Here is a 15,797-nt window from a genome sequence, read left to right on the forward strand (position 1 = left end):
CCAATGGCCCCAATTAGTGATACAAATGATAATCATTACTATTTTATTTGATAGCGTCCTGCTGGCGGATTCACGCGGTGTTTACCACGAATCACGCAGAGCAGACATCAAACGGCAAATTAACGGGATTGGGTGAAAGGGTGTTGCAGAAACCACTTGCGGCGGAGATGACGCCACCACAGCCTTTACTCGCCACGCGCGAGATGCATTATCACGCGGGTCGTGAGGAACGCTGGCACGCGCATGAAGTGGCGCAGTTGGTGCTTTGCACGCAAGGAGTGATGCGGGTACAAACGCAAACGGCTTCCTGGACCTTAACGCCGGGTCGTGCACTCTGGCTGCCGGGGACGTTACCGCATGCCTTGACGGCGCTGAGCGATATCCGCAGCACCAGTTTATATCTCGATCCCAAGCTGGCCCGCGCTTTCTGGCCACAGGCGCGCAGTATGTTGATCTCGCCGTTGCTGCAGGCGTTGATTCAAGCGCTAGTGGAAATTGAGTTGCAGCCGCAGCCCGAGTTGGATCGGGTCACGTTGATTTCACCTTTGTTGCTGGATGAGATCCATCGCGCTGCTGATGGGCCAGTGTGCAATTTACCGCTGCCGAGTGACCGTCGCTTGCTCAATATATGCCAGCAGTTACTGGCAACCCCGGCCAGCAGCGATACACTGGAGGAGTGGGGGCAGCGGGTAGGTGCCAGTTCACGCACGCTGGCGCGACTGTTCCGCGAGCAAACCGGCATTACCTTTACCCAGTGGCGTCAGCAACTGCGACTCTCAGAAGCGCTGGTGCAACTGGCGCAGGGGCAAACCGTGTTGCGTACTGCCAATCAACTCGGTTATCAGAGCCCCAGCGCTTTTATCTCCATGTTTCGTCGGTTAATGGGCGAAACGCCGCAGCGTTTTTTACGAATTTCAGCCTGAAATCGCCACGCTTATTTAGCCTCAATGCCCGCTGGCAGTAGGGCGCACGGTGATTTCGTTGACATCAACTTCGCCAGGCTGATCGATGGCCCAGCCGACGGCTTTAGCAATCGCTTCGGGCTTGAGTGCTATCTGACGATAGCTTTTCATTGCTTCGCGCGCCACGCTATCGCTGATGCTATCAGCGAGTTCAGACTCCACTACGCCGGGGTTGATCACCGTGACACGCAGTTCACGTGATTCCTGGCGTAAACCATCTGAGATGGCGCGCACGGCAAACTTTGTCGCGCAATAGACGGCGGCGGTCGGTGACACCGTCAGCGCCCCTACTGAGGCGATGTTGATAATGTGCCCAGCGTGTTGGGTCTGCATCGTTGGCAACACCGCCGCTATCCCGTACAGCACGCCACGAATATTGACGTCCAGCATCGCATCCCACTCCTCGACTTTCATGGAACTCATCGGCGAAAGCGGCATCACGCCCGCGTTATTGATCATCACATCGATGCGGCCATATTTTTCCAGTGCAAAATTCGCCAGCTTTTGCGTATCACTGCGTTGGGTGACGTCCGTGGCAAGATAATCGACGAGTGCGCCTTGGCTACGCAATTCATCACACAGCGTCGCGAGACGTTCGGTACGTCGGGCGCCAAGTACCAAGGTGTGGCCTTGCTGTGCCAGGTAACGGGCAATCCCTTCGCCGATACCGCTGCTGGCACCGGTCAGAATAATCACTTTTGCATTAGGGGTCATGGTGGCTTCTCCTTTGGGTGAGGAGGCATTGTTGAAAAAAACGTGTTGGCGCAATAGACCGGAAAGTGGTGCATCTTTGCCTGATTCTCTCGTCGCGATTGTGCTAATGAAAACTTCAAGGCTATGCTTTGCCTGAACCTCTCAGGAAACCCCTTATGTCGAACAGCGTGCAACAGCAAACTTGCCATCTGCTGCGTCAGTTGGCGCGTCAGGAAGGCTATACCGAGTCGTTGCTGGAGAGCGTGCGTTTTATGCGCGCCGACCAACAATGGTCACGAACGCCAGTATTGTATGAGCCCAGCATCATCATTATTTGTCAGGGTTCAAAGCGGGCCTTTCTTGCCGATAAGATGTATCGCTACGACGCGCAGCATTATCTGGTGCTGTCGGTGCCGCTGCCTTTCTCTGCCGAGACCGAAGCGACCTCGGAAGAGCCTTTGCTCGGTATTGCCATTCGTCTGGATGCGACCATGGTGGCACGTTTGGTGGCACAACTGGCCGATGTTGAAAAGGCGGTGACTGAACCTCCAGCCGGGATTGTCTCAACCCCTGTCAATGATGCTCTGGCGGAAAGCACCTTACGCTTGTTGCAAGCGCTGAGTGATCCGCTTGAGGCGAAAGTGTTGGGGCCGGCACGCGTTGAGGAGATTTGCTTTCGGGTATTAATGGGTGAGCAGGGTGGGGCGGTGCGTGCTGCACTGACATATCAGGGGCACTTTGGTCGTATTGCGCGGGCGTTACTGCGTATTCATGCTGACTGGAAACAGCCTTTGGATGTGCCGCACCTGGCGAACGAAGCAGGGATGAGCGTAGCGCGTTTCCATCTGCATTTTAAAACTGTCACCCAGACATCGCCGATTCAGTATCTCAAGTCACTGCGCTTGCATCAGGCTCGATTGATGATGATCCGGGATAACCTGACCGCGGCGGGTGCGGCGGCACGAGTGGGCTATGAAAGTGACTCTCAGTTTAATCGGGAATTTAAACGCATGTTTGGTCGCAGTCCGGCGGAAGAAGCGCGGGTGATGAAAAAAGCGTTTGAGCTGCTGCCGCCGGAACAACTTTCCGCACGGCTGCAACCACACTGAATCAACGAAGACCCATCACGGCAACGACTACTAAGATCCAGAACAGCGCACAGCCGCTTAGCATCCATTGCCAGATTTGGTGACGTTCAGGGTTGAAAAGCGCATTCAGGCGCGTACGTAAAATCATTTGCATAACGACCTCAAGTCAGAAAGTTTAAAGAAATAGCCAGTGGCTGCAGTTAACGGGTAGCCGCTGCGAATGAGACTATTCTGACTGTTTTTTAAACACCTATCGACGAGACCAGTCTTGGTTTTCCGACTGTGAGGACGTTATGGTTATGCTGCTCAGAAGATTGTGCAGTATTGACGACGCATTACACGCTGCGCGTTACCCCGCCATCAACGCGAATGTTTTGCGCGGTGATGTAAGCCGCGCCCGGTGACGCCAGGAAGGCGATGGTGGCGGCCACCTCTTCAGATGTCCCGTAGCGTTGTAATGGCACGCTATCACGACGCTCATCGGTTTTCGGCAGGCTATCGATCCAACCCGGTAGCACATTGTTCATACGGATGTTGTCCACCGCGTAGGTGTCAGCGAAGATCTTGGTGAATGAGGCCAAGCCCGCGCGGAATACCGCTGAAGTGGGGAACATATCGGTAGGTTCGAACGTCCATGCTGAAGAGATGTTGATGATGCTGCCGCCACCCTGTTTTTGCATCAGGGGGGTCACAAGACGTGCAGTGCGCACCACATTCAGGAAATAGGTTTCCATGCCGTGCTGCCAGTCATCGTCGCTGAGTTCCAAAATCGGGGCGCGCGGGCCGTGACCTGCACTGTTCACCAGTACATCAATACGACCCCAACGCGCCATGGTTGTCTCAACCAGCTTTGTCAGATCGTCAACCGACTGGTTTGAACCGGTGATGCCCAAGCCACCTAAACGATCTGCCAGCGCTTCTCCCTTACCCGAGGAGGAGAGAATGGCGACCTTAAATCCTTCACTCGCCAGTTTTTCTGCCGCTGCCGCACCCATTCCGCTGCCGCCTGCAATGATGACTGCTACTTTTTCTACTGTCATGATTTTAATTCCTTAATGACTTATGACTGATATCCCGCAGTATAGTGGTTGTTGGCATCATGAGAGAGTCAGTCTGGTTCGCAATTGACGATAGGAAAACTACAGGATGAACCAAGGATTTACTACGCTGCCACCGCTCAACGCGCTGAAGGTTTTTGAAGCGGTGACACGGCATCTTAACTTTCGCCTGGCGGCGGAAGAACTCGGCGTGACGCAGGGAGCGGTGGCACAACAGATCCGTGGGCTGGAAAGCAGTCTGGGCTTGAAGCTTTTTGATCGCTTGCCCCGCACGCTGGCGTTAACCGGCGCGGGTGCAGGTTACGCCGTGAGTGTACGCCAGGCTTTCGAGTTAATTGATGAGGCAACCCGCGCTCTGCGGCCCGAACCCAATCACCTGACCTTGAGTGTCACGCCCACTTTTGCCAGCCGCTGGATGCTGCCTCGTTTACCGGCATTTACTGCAGCCTGGCCGGATATCGACCTGCGCGTGCTGGCGTCAGAACGATTGGTGCAGTTTCATCACGAGGGGGTAGATTTAGCGGTGCGATACGGCCGCCCACCCTTCGGCGCGGGGCTGGATGCCACACTGTTGTTTAGTCAAAATGTTATGGCGGTTGTCAGCCCAGCTTTGCTAGCGGAATCGGGCGATCCGCTGGTGCGTGATCATTGCCTGCGCTATGCCTTGCTGCATGACGGGCACCATCTCTGGCCTGCGTTTCTGTCTTTCGTTTTCCCGGATGGCACTATGCAACATCAACATCATCTGCGCTTTAACCAAACAGCGCTGGCACTGGAGGCGGCCATCAATGGGCAAGGTATTGCGCTGACCAGCCCAGAGTTCGTGCAAAACGATCTCGCCAGCGGGCGCTTAGTGTCGGCATTTAACCAGCAAATGACAGTGGATGCCGGTTGGTATCTGGTTTCTCCACGTCGCCCCAAGGAACAAGCCACGGTTTTAGCGGTGCGCGAGTGGTTAATGGCGCAAGTTAAATGAGGAGGAATGCTGCGATTTTTGTTCAATATCAAAATCAGTAAAACTGATGATCCTGGCTGGATCATGAATGTTATAACTGACTGCTAATGCAGTGGCAGTGTTTTATCCTGCTCAGGCAGTGTATTAGGAAATATCACGAAAATTCAGCAAGTAACCCATGGTATTGCGCGTTGCAATCTGATTGGGCCTGTGAATAAATACGAGGCCAAGCTTAATAAAAATGCCATAAAGGCCAGGCACCCGCCTGAAAAGATCACTGCAAACATGACCGACCTTAAAGATGCTTTAGCCAGGGATATCAGCGCCAGAAGTGAAAGTTTAGAGGCGCACCTCATCGCCATCCGCCGTGATATTCACGCACACCCTGAACTCGGTTTCGACACCATCCGTACTGCGAGCCTCGTGGAACGTGAGTTGCTGCGCCTTGGCCTGCAGCCAAAAACCGGCGTGGGCAGAACGGGGGTGATGGTCGATATCGTCGGTGACCAGCCTGGGAAAACAATCCTGCTGCGTGCCGATATGGATGCATTGCCCATTCACGAACAAACAGGTTTACCCTTTAGCAGCACCTATCCGGGTAAAATGCATGCCTGCGGCCACGACATTCACACCGCCACCCTGCTGGGCGTAGCCGCGATCTTGCCGCACTACCGTGCCCAGTTAAAAGGTACCGTACGCCTGATTTTCCAGCCTGCCGAAGAGACACCCGACAGCGGCGCCGAAGCGATGATCGCTGATGGGGCAGCGGAAGGGGTTGATCTGGCGATCACGCTACATAACAAACCCGAACTGGCGGCGGGCGAGATTGGCCTGACGCGCGGTGCCAGTACCGCATCCAGTGATGAATTTGATGTGGTGGTGCACGGTAAATCGACCCATGCGGCACGTCCGCATATGGGCACCGATCCAATCATTGCGGCGGTTAATCTGGTTAGCCAACTGCAAACCATCATTTCGCGTGAACTCGATCCGGCTAACTCGGCAGTGTTAACCATCGGCCACATTCATGGTGGCACGACACACAACATCATTTCCGACAGCTGTCTCATTCAGGGCACGGTGCGGGCGAAATCGCCAGAGGCACGTGCGCATATCGAAACGGCGTTCAAACGCATCTGTGCCGGCGTTGCGCTGTCGCTCAACACGCGAATCGACGTCAATTATCAACGCGGTGTACCGCCGTTAATGAATGATGATGCGCTGATTGATGCATTAGAAGCGATTTTGTCGCACCAGTTTGGTAAGCCGATTATCGGCAAACCCAGCGCCAGTTTCGGCGCGGAAGATTTCTCGCTGTTTACCGAACGTGCGCCGGGCTGTCAGATACACATTGGCTCCGGTGCCCCAGGGCGCGATGACCATCTGCATAATTCGGATTACCAACCCGACGAACGCAGTATTCACGCAGGCACTCAGGCATTAGCCCGTTTAGCCATCGATTTACTCTCCTAAAAATAATGAACACTGAGGTTTTATGATGATGCGTAAAGGGCTTTTCACCGCTTCCGCAGGCATGTTGCTGTTGGCTGCTTCTGCACTGGTACAGGCGAAAGATTTTGGCACCCTGAAATTCGCCACTGAGGCGGCTTATCCTCCGTTTAACCAATCTACGCCAAGCGGCAAGATCGTCGGTTATGAGCCAGATATGGTGGCTGAACTGGCAAAACGCGCGGGCTTCAAGTATGAAATCGTGGCGCAAAAATGGTCGGGCATGATCCCAGGCCTGGTCGATGGCAAATATGACGCGGTAATTGATGCAGTCACCGTGACGCCAAAGCGTGAAGAAGTGGTGGATTTCACCCATCAATACACCGTGAGCGTTTCTGGTTTCGTGACCCTGAAAGGCAGCGCCGTTGATACATTGCCTGGTAACGGTGAAGTGGTGCAGGCAGGTGATGATGCAGGCATGACCAAAGCCATTGATGCACTGAAAGCCAAGTTCAAAGGCAAAACTATCGCCGTTCAGGTGGCAACCATCCAGGCTGACTTCCTCAACAAATACCTGGCCGATGTGGCCACCATTCGTACTTATCAGGCCGGTCCGGAAACCTTCGCCGATCTGCTTAACGGACGCGTAGATGCGGTGATGGCTTCACGCACCAACCTGAATGCCTATGTGAAAAAACACGCCGATACCGTGAACAGCACCGGCTATGGCTTCTCCGGTGGTGTGTTAGGGCAGGGCTCCGCTATTGCCATTCAGAAAAACAATCCGGAGCTGAAAGCAGCACTGGATACCGCGTTAATCTCAATGATTAAAGACGGCACGTTGAAACAGCTGTCAGAAAAATGGTTCGGCGAGAACGTCGCGCCTGCGGAGTAATGCNAAAACAATCCGGAGCTGAAAGCAGCACTGGATACCGCGTTAATCTCAATGATTAAAGACGGCACGTTGAAACAGCTGTCAGAAAAATGGTTCGGCGAGAACGTCGCGCCTGCGGAGTAATGCTAAGCGCTTATGACTATTGACTGGCAACTGTTAGGTTTTGGTGATGAAGGCTGGGGCGGCGTGTTGCTTAACGCCGCCACGGTGACCGTCACCGTTTCATTGTGTGCATGGCTGTTGGGCGCAGTGCTCGGCAGCCTGCTCTGTTGGATGCAGATTGGTGGCGCGCGCTGGCAGCAGCGCCTCGCCAATGGCTACATTACGCTGTTCCGTGGCGTGCCAGAGCTGCTGGTGATCTACCTGTTTTATTTTGGTGGACGTCAGGTGGTTTCCTTTGTTGGTGAATCGCTTGGCTTGCAGGGGCCGTTCGATGTGAACGGTTTTGTCGCGGGCGCCATCGCGATCGGCTTAATTTCTGGTGCCTATCAAAGTGGTGTGTTTCGCGGAGCGTTTTACGCTATCCCGAAAGGCACGCTGGAAGCGGCAACGGTCACCGGCATGGGACGGCTGATGCTGTTTCGCCGCATGATTGTGCCGCAAGCGCTGCGGACGGCACTGCCCGGTATGGGGAATCAGTGGCAATCAGTGATCAAAGAATCTGCGCTGGTTTCAGTGACTGGCCTGGTGGAAACCATGAACCAGATTTCCACCGCCTCCAACTCCACACAAATGCCGTTCTTCTTTTACAGCGTTGGCGCGGTGATCTACCTGATCATCACCACCTGTTCCGATTTTGTTTTCCGCTATGTGGAAAAAGTGGCCATGCGCGGGCAACAACGCGCGCGGTTGTAAGGAGCCACAATGGATTTCACGTTTTTACAGCATACGCTGAGCGCGTTGCTGCGTGGCTTGCCGCTCACGCTGAATCTGGCCGTTTTGTCGCTGCTGGGCGGAGGAATACTGGCATTATTGCTGAATCTGTTGCGACAGAATCGATTCGGCAGTGTGTTCGCACGCTTCTACGTCTGGCTGTTTCGCGGTACACCGCTGCTGATCCAGATCTTCATGATTTATTACGGACTTGGTAGCTTACCCGCTGTGCGCGAAAGCGTGTTATGGCCGCTGCTACGCGACCCCTACTGGTGCGGTTTGATTGCGCTGGTGCTGAACGATGCGGCTTACACCTCGGAGATTCTGCGTGGCGGGCTGAATGCTGTTAGCGTCCAGTCGCTGGAGGCGGCGAAGGTGTGCGGCATGTCGCGTTTCACCACTTTGCGCCGGATTACTTTGCCGCTGGCCGTGCGCCAGGCGCTACCCGCATACAGCAATGAAATTATCTCAATGATTAAATCCACTTCTCTGGTCAGTACCATCAGTCTGATGGAGATGACCGGTATTGCGGATTCTATCGTTTCGGAAACTTTCCGCGCGCTTGAGGTGTTTATCAGCGCGGCGATCATTTACCTGCTGCTGACCGTACTGGTAAGCAAAGCAGTGGCGCTGCTTGAGCGCCGTTTGTCCCCTTATCATGTTGGAGCACGACAATGAGTAAACCCACTATCGCCCTGAGCCATCTCAGAAAAAGTTATAGCGGGCATGAAGTGCTACATGACATTAGCCTGACCGCGCATGATGGCGATGTGATATCGCTGATCGGTGCCAGCGGTTCCGGCAAAAGCACGCTGCTGCGCTGTATTCCTTTCCTGGAGGTGCCGCAGGGCGGGGAAATCGCGGTCGGGGATGAGGTAGTGACCATCGATAACCCCAATGAGAAACTGTCTCGTGAGCAGCAACGCCGCATCAAGTTGATGCGTATGCAACTCGGCTTTGTGTTCCAGAGTTTTAATCTCTGGCCGCATAAAACGGTATTGCAGAACATCATCGAAGCGCCGGTTCATGTGCAGAAGCGCAGCAACAAGGAAGCGATTGAAGAAGCCGAAGCTTTATTGCAGCGTGTCGGGCTGTATGAAAAGCGCAACGCGTGGCCTTCGCAGCTTTCGGGTGGGCAGCAACAGCGCGTGGCGATTGCGCGCGCGTTGGCACAGCAGCCCAAGGCCATTCTGTTTGACGAGCCTACATCAGCGCTCGATCCGGAGTTGGTGGGAGAAGTACTGCGGGTTATTCGCAGCCTGGCGGAAGAGGGGCGCACGATGATTATCGTCACCCATGAAATGGGTTTTGCGCGCGACGTGTCCAACAAAGCGGTGTTTCTTCATCAAGGGAAAATCGAGGAGTCTGGGCCGCCACAGCAGGTGTTTAATGATCCGCTGTCGGAGCGTTGTCGAGCCTTTGTCAGTAGCCATTTACAGCGTAATAGCTGACCCTTTCCAACCCGCATCCTGCGGGTTTTTTTCTGCCTGAAAATCGCCTGCCGAATGATTTTTAATGGGTACTGTTTCTCTGGTAAATACATTAGGGTTTAGGATATTTCTTGCGATTATTCTTAAGGTGAAGTCGTAAGGATGATCAACGAAAAAAATTTATTTTCGGAGTGTTCCTAATCAAAATCCCGGATTAACTTCAACGACTTAAAACCACACATCAGAAATTTCTTATATAAATCAGATCATAAAGATCAACATTGCCTGTTGCTAACTCAAATCGCCCTGAGCTATATTCGCGCCGAATCACACAAGGAAAGTGTGCTTGAAGCGTGCTTTCCGCGCTTTTCTTACAGGAGTTTATATGAGTAATTCTTATCAAAATGAAATCCCCAAGGCGCGCGTCAATATCAAACTTGACGTACACACCGGCGGTGCAGCCCGCAAAATGGAGCTGCCTCTCAAGCTGCTGGTCACCGGTGATTTCAGCAACGGCCAGGAAGATCGCGTGATTTCCGAGCGCGAGAAGGTCAACGTTAACAAAAACAACTTCGACAGCGTGCTGGCAGATTTCTCTCCCGCTGTACGTCTCACCGTGCCGGACACCCTGGCAGGCGATGGCAGCGAGCAGGCGGTTAACCTGACCTTCAGCAATATGAAAGACTTCGAACCGGAGCAGGTCGCACGCCAGATCCCCCAACTCAAAGCGATGCTGGCGATGCGCAATCTGCTGCGCGACCTCAAATCCAACCTGCTCGACAACGTGACTTTCCGCAAAGAGCTGGAAGCCATCCTCAAAGATCCTGCGCTCAGCGATGAGCTGCGTAGCGAACTTTCTGCCCTCGCCAGCGACAACGGCTGAACATCCCCTTTAACGGACTAATACGAGAGACCATGCTGATGTCAGTTCAGAATGAAAACCAGACTGCCGGTGAGACCACCGTGCTGGAGCGCCCGGCTGCAGAGGGCGTGTACGCTTCCCTGTTTGAAAAAATTAACCTGAGCCCGGTCAAGACGCTGAGCGAGCTTAACGTCTGGCAGGACAACCAGGCGATGTCGGATGCCTCCGCAGATGAGCGCGTGACCGCTGCGATGCAGGTATTCCTGACGCGTCTGAAAATCAGCGGTGCGAAGGTGGAGAAGCTGGATAAAACCCTGCTGGATCACCATATCGCCGAGCTGGATTATCAGATCAGCCGCCAGCTGGATGCGGTGATGCATCACGACGAATTCCAGAAAGTGGAGTCGGTGTGGCGCGGCCTGAAGTCGCTGGTGGATAAAACCGATTTCCGCCAGAACGTGAAGCTGGAAGTGCTCGACGTGTCGAAAGAAGACCTGCGCCAGGACTTTGAAGACGCACCGGAAATCATCCAGAGTGGCCTCTACCTGCAGACCTACGTAGCCGAATACGACACGCCGGGTGGCGAGCCGATTGGCGCAGTGATTTCCGCTTATGAATTTGATGCCTCCGCGCAGGACGTGGCGCTGCTGCGCAATATCTCCAAAGTGGCGGCGTCGGCACACATGCCGTTTATCGGCTCGGCGGGCCCGGCATTCTTCCTGAAGGATTCGATGGAAGAGGTGGCGGCCATCAAAGATATCGGCAACTACTTTGACCGTGCCGAGTACATCAAATGGAAATCCTTCCGCGAAACCGACGACTCACGCTACATCGGCCTGACCATGCCACGCGTGCTGGGTCGTCTGCCGTACGGCCCGGACACCGTGCCAGTGCGCAGCTTCAACTACGTTGAGGAAGTCAAAGGTCCGGACCACGATAAATACCTGTGGACCAACGCCGCGTTTGCCTTCGCCGCCAACATGGTGAAAAGCTTTATCAGCAACGGCTGGTGCGTGCAGATCCGTGGCCCGCAGGCGGGCGGCGCGGTAGAAGACTTACCCATCCACCTGTATGACCTCGGTACCGGCAACCAGGTGAAAATCCCGTCTGAAGTGATGATCCCGGAAACCCGTGAGTTTGAGTTCGCCAACCTCGGCTTTATCCCGCTGTCGTACTACAAAAACCGCGACTACGCCTGCTTCTTCTCGGCGAACTCCACGCAGAAACCGGCGCTGTATGACACCGCTGATGCCACGGCCAACAGCCGCATCAACGCGCGTCTGCCGTATATCTTCCTGCTGTCACGCATTGCCCATTACCTGAAGCTTATTCAGCGCGAAAACATCGGCACCACCAAGGATCGCCGCCTGCTGGAGCTGGAGCTGAACACCTGGGTACGCGGTCTGGTGACCGAGATGACCGATCCGGGCGACGAGCTGCAGGCCTCGCACCCGCTGCGCGACGCGAAGGTGGTGGTCGAAGATATCGAGGATAACCCGGGCTTCTTCCGCGTGCGCCTGTTCGCAGTGCCGCACTTCCAGGTGGAAGGCATGGACGTGAACCTGTCGCTGGTATCGCAGATGCCGAAGGCCAAGGCGTAAGGCGGAGACAGGGATGAAATCAGAACAACCACTGTGGGGGCGGGGCACGCTGATCTCCCCCCAGCACTTTCAGCAGCAGTCTGCCTGGCAGACGTGGCAGAGCGAATGTATCGCGCGCATGGGGCTTAACCAGCCCTGGGGCGTACTGCAGGCGGAGTTTGAGCCGGAGGCGCTGAAGCTGGGCCGCCTTCAGCCGCGTCATCTGCACGTGCGCTTCACCGACGGCACGCTGGTCGACACGCAAAACGCCGATCCGCTGCCGCCGACGCTGGCGCTGGAGGCGGACCGCAAGGAAGTCACGGTTGTTCTGGCGCTGCCGCAGCTGTATGCCAGTGGCGGTAACAGCCTGACTGACGATGCACTGGCCGAGCGGCCAGTGCGCTTTCGTCAGCGCTGGCGCGACGTCCGCAACCTGTTTGGCGATGATTCCCGCCAGATTGCGGTGCTGCATCCGGCGCTCGCGCTGCGTTACGCCCATCAGGACAACAGCGACTGGCTGACCTGTCCGGTCGCCCGCTTGCATCAGGATGCACAGGGCGGCTGGACGCTGGACAGCGGCTTTTTGCCGCCGCTGTTGACGATGCAGGCCAGCCCCTGGCTGGTATCAGCGCTGGAGATGCTGGTCACCCAGCTGCGTGCGCGTCTGGTGCGGCTGATGGCGATGCGCCGTGAGAGTAATCAGCGCATGGCTGATTTTGCCGTTGCGGATGTCTCGCTGTTCTGGCTGCTGAACGCGCTCAACAGCGCCGAGCCGGTACTGTCCGGTTTTCTGCGTCATCCGCAGACCCCGCCGGAGCGGCTGTGGCCTGAACTTGCCCGCCTGGCGGGCAGCCTGCTGACGTTCTCACTGGAGCATCAGGTCAGCGCTATCCCGGCGTATCGTCATGACAACCTTAACGAGGTCTTTCCGCCGCTGTTCAGCCTGCTCAGCACGTTGCTGGAAGCCAGCCTGCCGTCGCGCATGGTGGCGGTGGAGCTGACCCATGACCGCCGGTTGCGCCAGTGGCAGGCGCGCCTCAACGACCCGCGCCTGCGCGAGGAGACCGATTTCTACCTCTCCGTACGCTCGCCGCTGCCGGTAACGCAGTTGCAGGAGCAGTTCCCACGCCAGTGCAAGGTCGGCAGCCCGGATGAGGTGATGGCGCTGGTCAACAGCTCGCAGCTGGGGATCCCGCTTAAGCCGCTCAGTCACGTGCCCGCAGCCATACCGCTGCGCCTGGAAAACCAGTACTTCTCGCTGGATCTGTCGCATCCGTCGGCGCGGGCGATGCTCGACAGCGGCAGCTGCATGTTTTACGTCCCCGGCACGCTGGGCGACCCGGAACTGGAACTCTTCGCGGTGCTGAGATCATGAGTGACAAAACCCCGACTGAAACCCCTGATATCGATGCTTTGCTGCAGGATACCTGGCTACAGGTCATCAGCCTGCGCCACGGACCGCAGTTAGCTGAAGGTGAAGGGCTGGCGCTGTGGCAGCGCTGTGTCAGCGATGCTGAACGGGTACAGCAGGTATTACGCGATGCAGGCGTCAGCCGCGAAAGCCGCCACGACATCCTGCTGGCGCAGTGCGCGCTGCTCGATGAGGCTGTGAAAGGGCGCGGCGTGCAGGATGATGCCTGCGTTCAGTGGTATCACATGCCGCTGCAGGGCCACTTTCTGCAGACTATCGACGCGGGTGAAACGCTGTGCGACCGCATGCAGCAGGTGCTCGCGCAACCGTCTGCTGACGCCCTGGTACTGACCTGCTTTCACCGCGTCATGATGCTGGGCTTCCTCGGTGGCTATGCGGCTGCTGAAGCACCGGCCAGGCAGCAGCTGGTGAAGGCGTTGACTCAGCGAGTGCCCCCGTTCACACGCGCTGCCGACGCGCCGTTACTGGCAATGGCCAACAGTGGCCTGCGTGCTGGCTGGTTCAGCAACTGGCCTGCGCGTCTTGGTCTGACGGCGCTACTGCTGGCGGCGTTGTGGTGGGGACTTGACCGCTGGCTCGACCATCTCATCACCACGCTGCTACCCGGAGTGAACGGATGACCCTTGTGCTCTCGCGCCTGCTGGCGCTCTGGGTCTGGTCACTGGCGGCCACGCTGTGCCTGTTTTTCCTGCCGGTGTCGCGCGGCATGGGCGTGTTGCTGCTGCTGGCGGTAACTCTGCTGATGTGTATCGCGATGGTGAAATTTTCACGCCGTCGCACTCAGGCTGAGCAGGCGTTATGGCCCGCGCTGCCGGAGGCCGCTTATCGTCAGCCGGTAGTGTTGTGCACTGGCGCGGACGCGCATCCGGACGCGGACGCGCATCCGGACGCGGACGCGCATCCGGACGCGGACCCGCTGAGTATTCTGCCGCACGGCTGCATTATTCGCGTCAGTGACAGCAGCGATGTGCAGCACCGTATTCGCGAGTTGCTACAACTACGCCCGGACTGGGGCAGGCAGATGATCGTCTGCCTGAACCTCAGCCCGCAGCAACAGCAGGACAGCGCCGCGCTGGAAAATGAACTGTTCGCGCTGCGCTGGCAAATCGCGCTGCTGCGCCGTGAAACCCGTCAGCCGCTGCCGCTGCTGATTAACGTCGCCGTAGCGGGTCAGATGACGCTCTGCTCTACGCCGCTGTGGTGGGTTCAGCTGGCGGGAAACGAGGCGCAAATCTGGCTTGATGACACCGCCCCGCGCGGTACTGAAGAGTGGCTGCAGTCGGGCGGCAGCGTGACGATGCAGCAGCAGATCCTGCTGAACGCACTGGATGCGTGGACGCGCCAGCAGGTGCTGACTGTGCTGACTGACGCACATTCTGACGTTGATGCCGTCATGCCTGCCGGAACGGTGATGCAACTGCAGCCGGGCGAGCCGGATGTGGGAGCGGCTTCACTGTGGCAGGCGTGGCTGCAACAGCACACCCTTATCCGGCGTGCCGACGCCGCTTCAGCCGCGGATATCACCCTCCCGGAATTTATCCTCCCGTTGTTGCCGCAGGGATGGGGGCTGACGCCACGCACGCGGGCCATGCGTCTGGCACTGAACGCCTTCGTTGCAGCGGCTGTTATTGCGCTGTGCGCGGTGGCCTGGAACAACCAGTCCCTTATTCGCCGGGTTGCGTTTGACATCCATCATTACAACCACATCGCCATGACCGATTACGTGCCAAAGCGGGCGGCGGTCTCGGTGCTGCGGGAAGATGCCAGCCAACTCGACACCTTTGCGCGTCAGGGAGAGCCGCTTCGGCTGGGCCTGGGGCTGTATCAGGGCGGTCACCTGCATCTGCCAGTGCTGCGCGCGATCGGCACATGGGTGCCGGCACCTGAACCTGAAGCAAAACCGGTGCTGAAACCATCCGCACAGCCGACGCTGGTTCGCCTGAGCGCGATGTCGCTGTTTGACTCCGGTAAATCCAGCCTGAAACCAGGCTCTACCAAAATGCTGGTGAATTCGCTGGTCGACATCAAGGCGAAGCCGGGCTGGCTGATTGTGGTGAGTGGCTACACCGACAGTACCGGCAGCGCGCAGAGCAACCAACAGCTGTCTCAGCGTCGCGCGGAAGCGGTACGTGACTGGATGCGCGACACCGGTGATGTAGATGAAAGCTGCTTTGCGGTGCAGGGCTTTGGTCAGAGCCGCCCGATGGCGAGCAATGACACCGCTGAGGGCCGGGCGGCTAACCGCCGCGTAGAAATCAGTCTGGTACCGCAGGCGGATGCCTGTCAGGTGCCGGATGCAACCCTGCCGTCATCACGGGATGGTGACGGTGCTCATGAAGAAAAGGAGTAACACATGGCAATTCCAGTATATCTGTGGCTGAAAGACGACGGCGGCGCGGACATCAAGGGTTCGGTAGACTGAACTGAACCCCTTAACCTGGACTCTTTAAGTCAGCTTAATTTGATTATGAGTCCGGTACTCCACCGGACTCAGTCCGCCCAGTCCCATCTTTATCCGCT

General features: G+C 56.7%; 14 protein-coding genes and 2 pseudogenes. 14 read left to right on the plus strand and 2 right to left on the minus strand.

What is annotated here, in order from left to right; all coding sequences use genetic code 11:
• The first annotated feature begins 77 nt into the window (after positions 1–77).
• A complete protein-coding gene (locus tag ACPUC8_RS06610) occupies positions 78–923 on the plus strand; it encodes an AraC family transcriptional regulator (protein WP_494925840.1) in 846 nt (281 codons plus the stop codon).
• A 21-nt stretch (positions 924–944) separates the two neighbouring features.
• On the opposite strand, the gene ACPUC8_RS06615 is transcribed toward ACPUC8_RS06610, so the two are convergent.
• Positions 945–1,676, minus strand: a complete 732-nt coding sequence (locus tag ACPUC8_RS06615) for an SDR family oxidoreductase (RefSeq protein WP_494925841.1) — start codon at positions 1,674–1,676, stop codon at positions 945–947.
• A gap of 155 nt (positions 1,677–1,831) precedes the next feature.
• Between ACPUC8_RS06615 and ACPUC8_RS06620 the strand changes: the two genes are divergently transcribed.
• Positions 1,832–2,764 carry an AraC family transcriptional regulator gene (locus ACPUC8_RS06620; RefSeq protein WP_494925842.1) on the plus strand — a complete coding sequence of 311 codons (933 nt, stop codon included), beginning with the start codon at positions 1,832–1,834 and terminating at the stop codon, positions 2,762–2,764.
• 314 nt (positions 2,765–3,078) lie between these two features.
• Here the strand turns inward: ACPUC8_RS06620 and ACPUC8_RS06625 are convergent, their stop codons facing one another.
• Positions 3,079–3,783 carry an SDR family oxidoreductase gene (locus ACPUC8_RS06625; RefSeq protein ID WP_494925843.1) on the minus strand — a complete coding sequence of 235 codons (705 nt, stop codon included), beginning with the start codon at positions 3,781–3,783 and terminating at the stop codon, positions 3,079–3,081.
• Positions 3,784–3,889: 106 nt separating this feature from the next.
• Between ACPUC8_RS06625 and ACPUC8_RS06630 the strand changes: the two genes are divergently transcribed.
• From ACPUC8_RS06630 to ACPUC8_RS06685, 12 genes and pseudogenes are all read left to right on the plus strand, one after another.
• On the plus strand, positions 3,890–4,777 hold the full coding sequence (locus tag ACPUC8_RS06630; protein WP_494925844.1) for a LysR substrate-binding domain-containing protein: 888 nt from the start codon (positions 3,890–3,892) through the stop codon (positions 4,775–4,777).
• Between the two features lie 264 nt (positions 4,778–5,041).
• A complete protein-coding gene (locus tag ACPUC8_RS06635) occupies positions 5,042–6,229 on the plus strand; it encodes a M20 metallopeptidase family protein (protein WP_081998078.1) in 1,188 nt (395 codons plus the stop codon).
• A gap of 22 nt (positions 6,230–6,251) precedes the next feature.
• A pseudogene (locus ACPUC8_RS06640) lies at positions 6,252–7,223 on the plus strand (transporter substrate-binding domain-containing protein).
• Positions 7,224–7,235: 12 nt separating this feature from the next.
• Positions 7,236–7,955: an ABC transporter permease gene (locus ACPUC8_RS06645; protein WP_283226088.1), complete on the plus strand. Its 720-nt coding sequence runs from the start codon at positions 7,236–7,238 to the stop codon at positions 7,953–7,955.
• A gap of 9 nt (positions 7,956–7,964) precedes the next feature.
• Entirely contained in the window at positions 7,965–8,651 is a 687-nt protein-coding gene (locus ACPUC8_RS06650) for an ABC transporter permease (RefSeq protein WP_039330279.1), read from the plus strand.
• On the plus strand, positions 8,648–9,424 hold the full coding sequence (locus ACPUC8_RS06655) for an ABC transporter ATP-binding protein (RefSeq protein ID WP_494925845.1): 777 nt from the start codon (positions 8,648–8,650) through the stop codon (positions 9,422–9,424). The genes ACPUC8_RS06650 and ACPUC8_RS06655 overlap by 4 nt, the downstream gene beginning before the upstream one ends.
• A 364-nt stretch (positions 9,425–9,788) precedes the next feature.
• A complete protein-coding gene (gene tssB, locus ACPUC8_RS06660) occupies positions 9,789–10,286 on the plus strand; it encodes a type VI secretion system contractile sheath small subunit (protein ID WP_058972550.1) in 498 nt (165 codons plus the stop codon).
• 32 nt (positions 10,287–10,318) lie between these two features.
• Positions 10,319–11,866, plus strand: a complete 1,548-nt coding sequence (gene tssC / locus ACPUC8_RS06665; RefSeq protein WP_058972551.1) for a type VI secretion system contractile sheath large subunit — start codon at positions 10,319–10,321, stop codon at positions 11,864–11,866.
• 13 nt (positions 11,867–11,879) lie between these two features.
• Positions 11,880–13,220, plus strand: coding sequence for a type VI secretion system baseplate subunit TssK (tssK, locus tag ACPUC8_RS06670; RefSeq protein WP_494925846.1), 1,341 nt, complete (start codon positions 11,880–11,882; stop codon positions 13,218–13,220).
• Positions 13,217–13,897 (plus strand): type VI secretion system protein TssL, short form, encoded by a 681-nt coding sequence (gene tssL / locus ACPUC8_RS06675; RefSeq protein WP_494925847.1) that lies wholly within the window; start codon positions 13,217–13,219, stop codon positions 13,895–13,897. The genes tssK and tssL overlap by 4 nt, the downstream gene beginning before the upstream one ends.
• Positions 13,894–15,627, plus strand: coding sequence for an OmpA family protein (locus ACPUC8_RS06680; RefSeq protein WP_494925848.1), 1,734 nt, complete (start codon positions 13,894–13,896; stop codon positions 15,625–15,627). Before tssL ends, ACPUC8_RS06680 begins: the two co-directional genes overlap by 4 nt.
• A 3-nt stretch (positions 15,628–15,630) precedes the next feature.
• Positions 15,631–15,696 (plus strand): annotated as a pseudogene (locus ACPUC8_RS06685) (type VI secretion system tube protein Hcp); the annotation flags it as partial.
• Between the last annotated feature and the right edge of the window lie 101 nt (positions 15,697–15,797).

The sequence above is a fragment of the Pantoea sp. CFCC18177 genome (assembly GCF_059412425.1).

Bases quoted from the DNA above. Each gene is read 5' to 3' on its own strand.
- ACPUC8_RS06620 (WP_494925842.1), top strand. From the start codon at position 1,832: ATGTCGAACAGCGTGCAACAGCAAACTTGCCATCTGCTGCGTCAGTTG.
- tssK (WP_494925846.1), top strand. From the start codon at position 11,880: ATGAAATCAGAACAACCACTGTGGGGGCGGGGCACGCTGATCTCCCCC.
- ACPUC8_RS06680 (WP_494925848.1), top strand. From the start codon at position 13,894: ATGACCCTTGTGCTCTCGCGCCTGCTGGCGCTCTGGGTCTGGTCACTG.
- tssB (WP_058972550.1), top strand. From the start codon at position 9,789: ATGAGTAATTCTTATCAAAATGAAATCCCCAAGGCGCGCGTCAATATC.
- ACPUC8_RS06650 (WP_039330279.1), top strand. From the start codon at position 7,965: ATGGATTTCACGTTTTTACAGCATACGCTGAGCGCGTTGCTGCGTGGC.
- ACPUC8_RS06635 (WP_081998078.1), top strand. From the start codon at position 5,042: ATGACCGACCTTAAAGATGCTTTAGCCAGGGATATCAGCGCCAGAAGT.
- tssL (WP_494925847.1), top strand. From the start codon at position 13,217: ATGAGTGACAAAACCCCGACTGAAACCCCTGATATCGATGCTTTGCTG.
- ACPUC8_RS06645 (WP_283226088.1), top strand. From the start codon at position 7,236: ATGACTATTGACTGGCAACTGTTAGGTTTTGGTGATGAAGGCTGGGGC.
- ACPUC8_RS06615 (WP_494925841.1), bottom strand. From the start codon at position 1,676: ATGACCCCTAATGCAAAAGTGATTATTCTGACCGGTGCCAGCAGCGGT.
- ACPUC8_RS06630 (WP_494925844.1), top strand. From the start codon at position 3,890: ATGAACCAAGGATTTACTACGCTGCCACCGCTCAACGCGCTGAAGGTT.
- tssC (WP_058972551.1), top strand. From the start codon at position 10,319: ATGCTGATGTCAGTTCAGAATGAAAACCAGACTGCCGGTGAGACCACC.
- ACPUC8_RS06655 (WP_494925845.1), top strand. From the start codon at position 8,648: ATGAGTAAACCCACTATCGCCCTGAGCCATCTCAGAAAAAGTTATAGC.
- ACPUC8_RS06625 (WP_494925843.1), bottom strand. From the start codon at position 3,783: ATGACAGTAGAAAAAGTAGCAGTCATCATTGCAGGCGGCAGCGGAATG.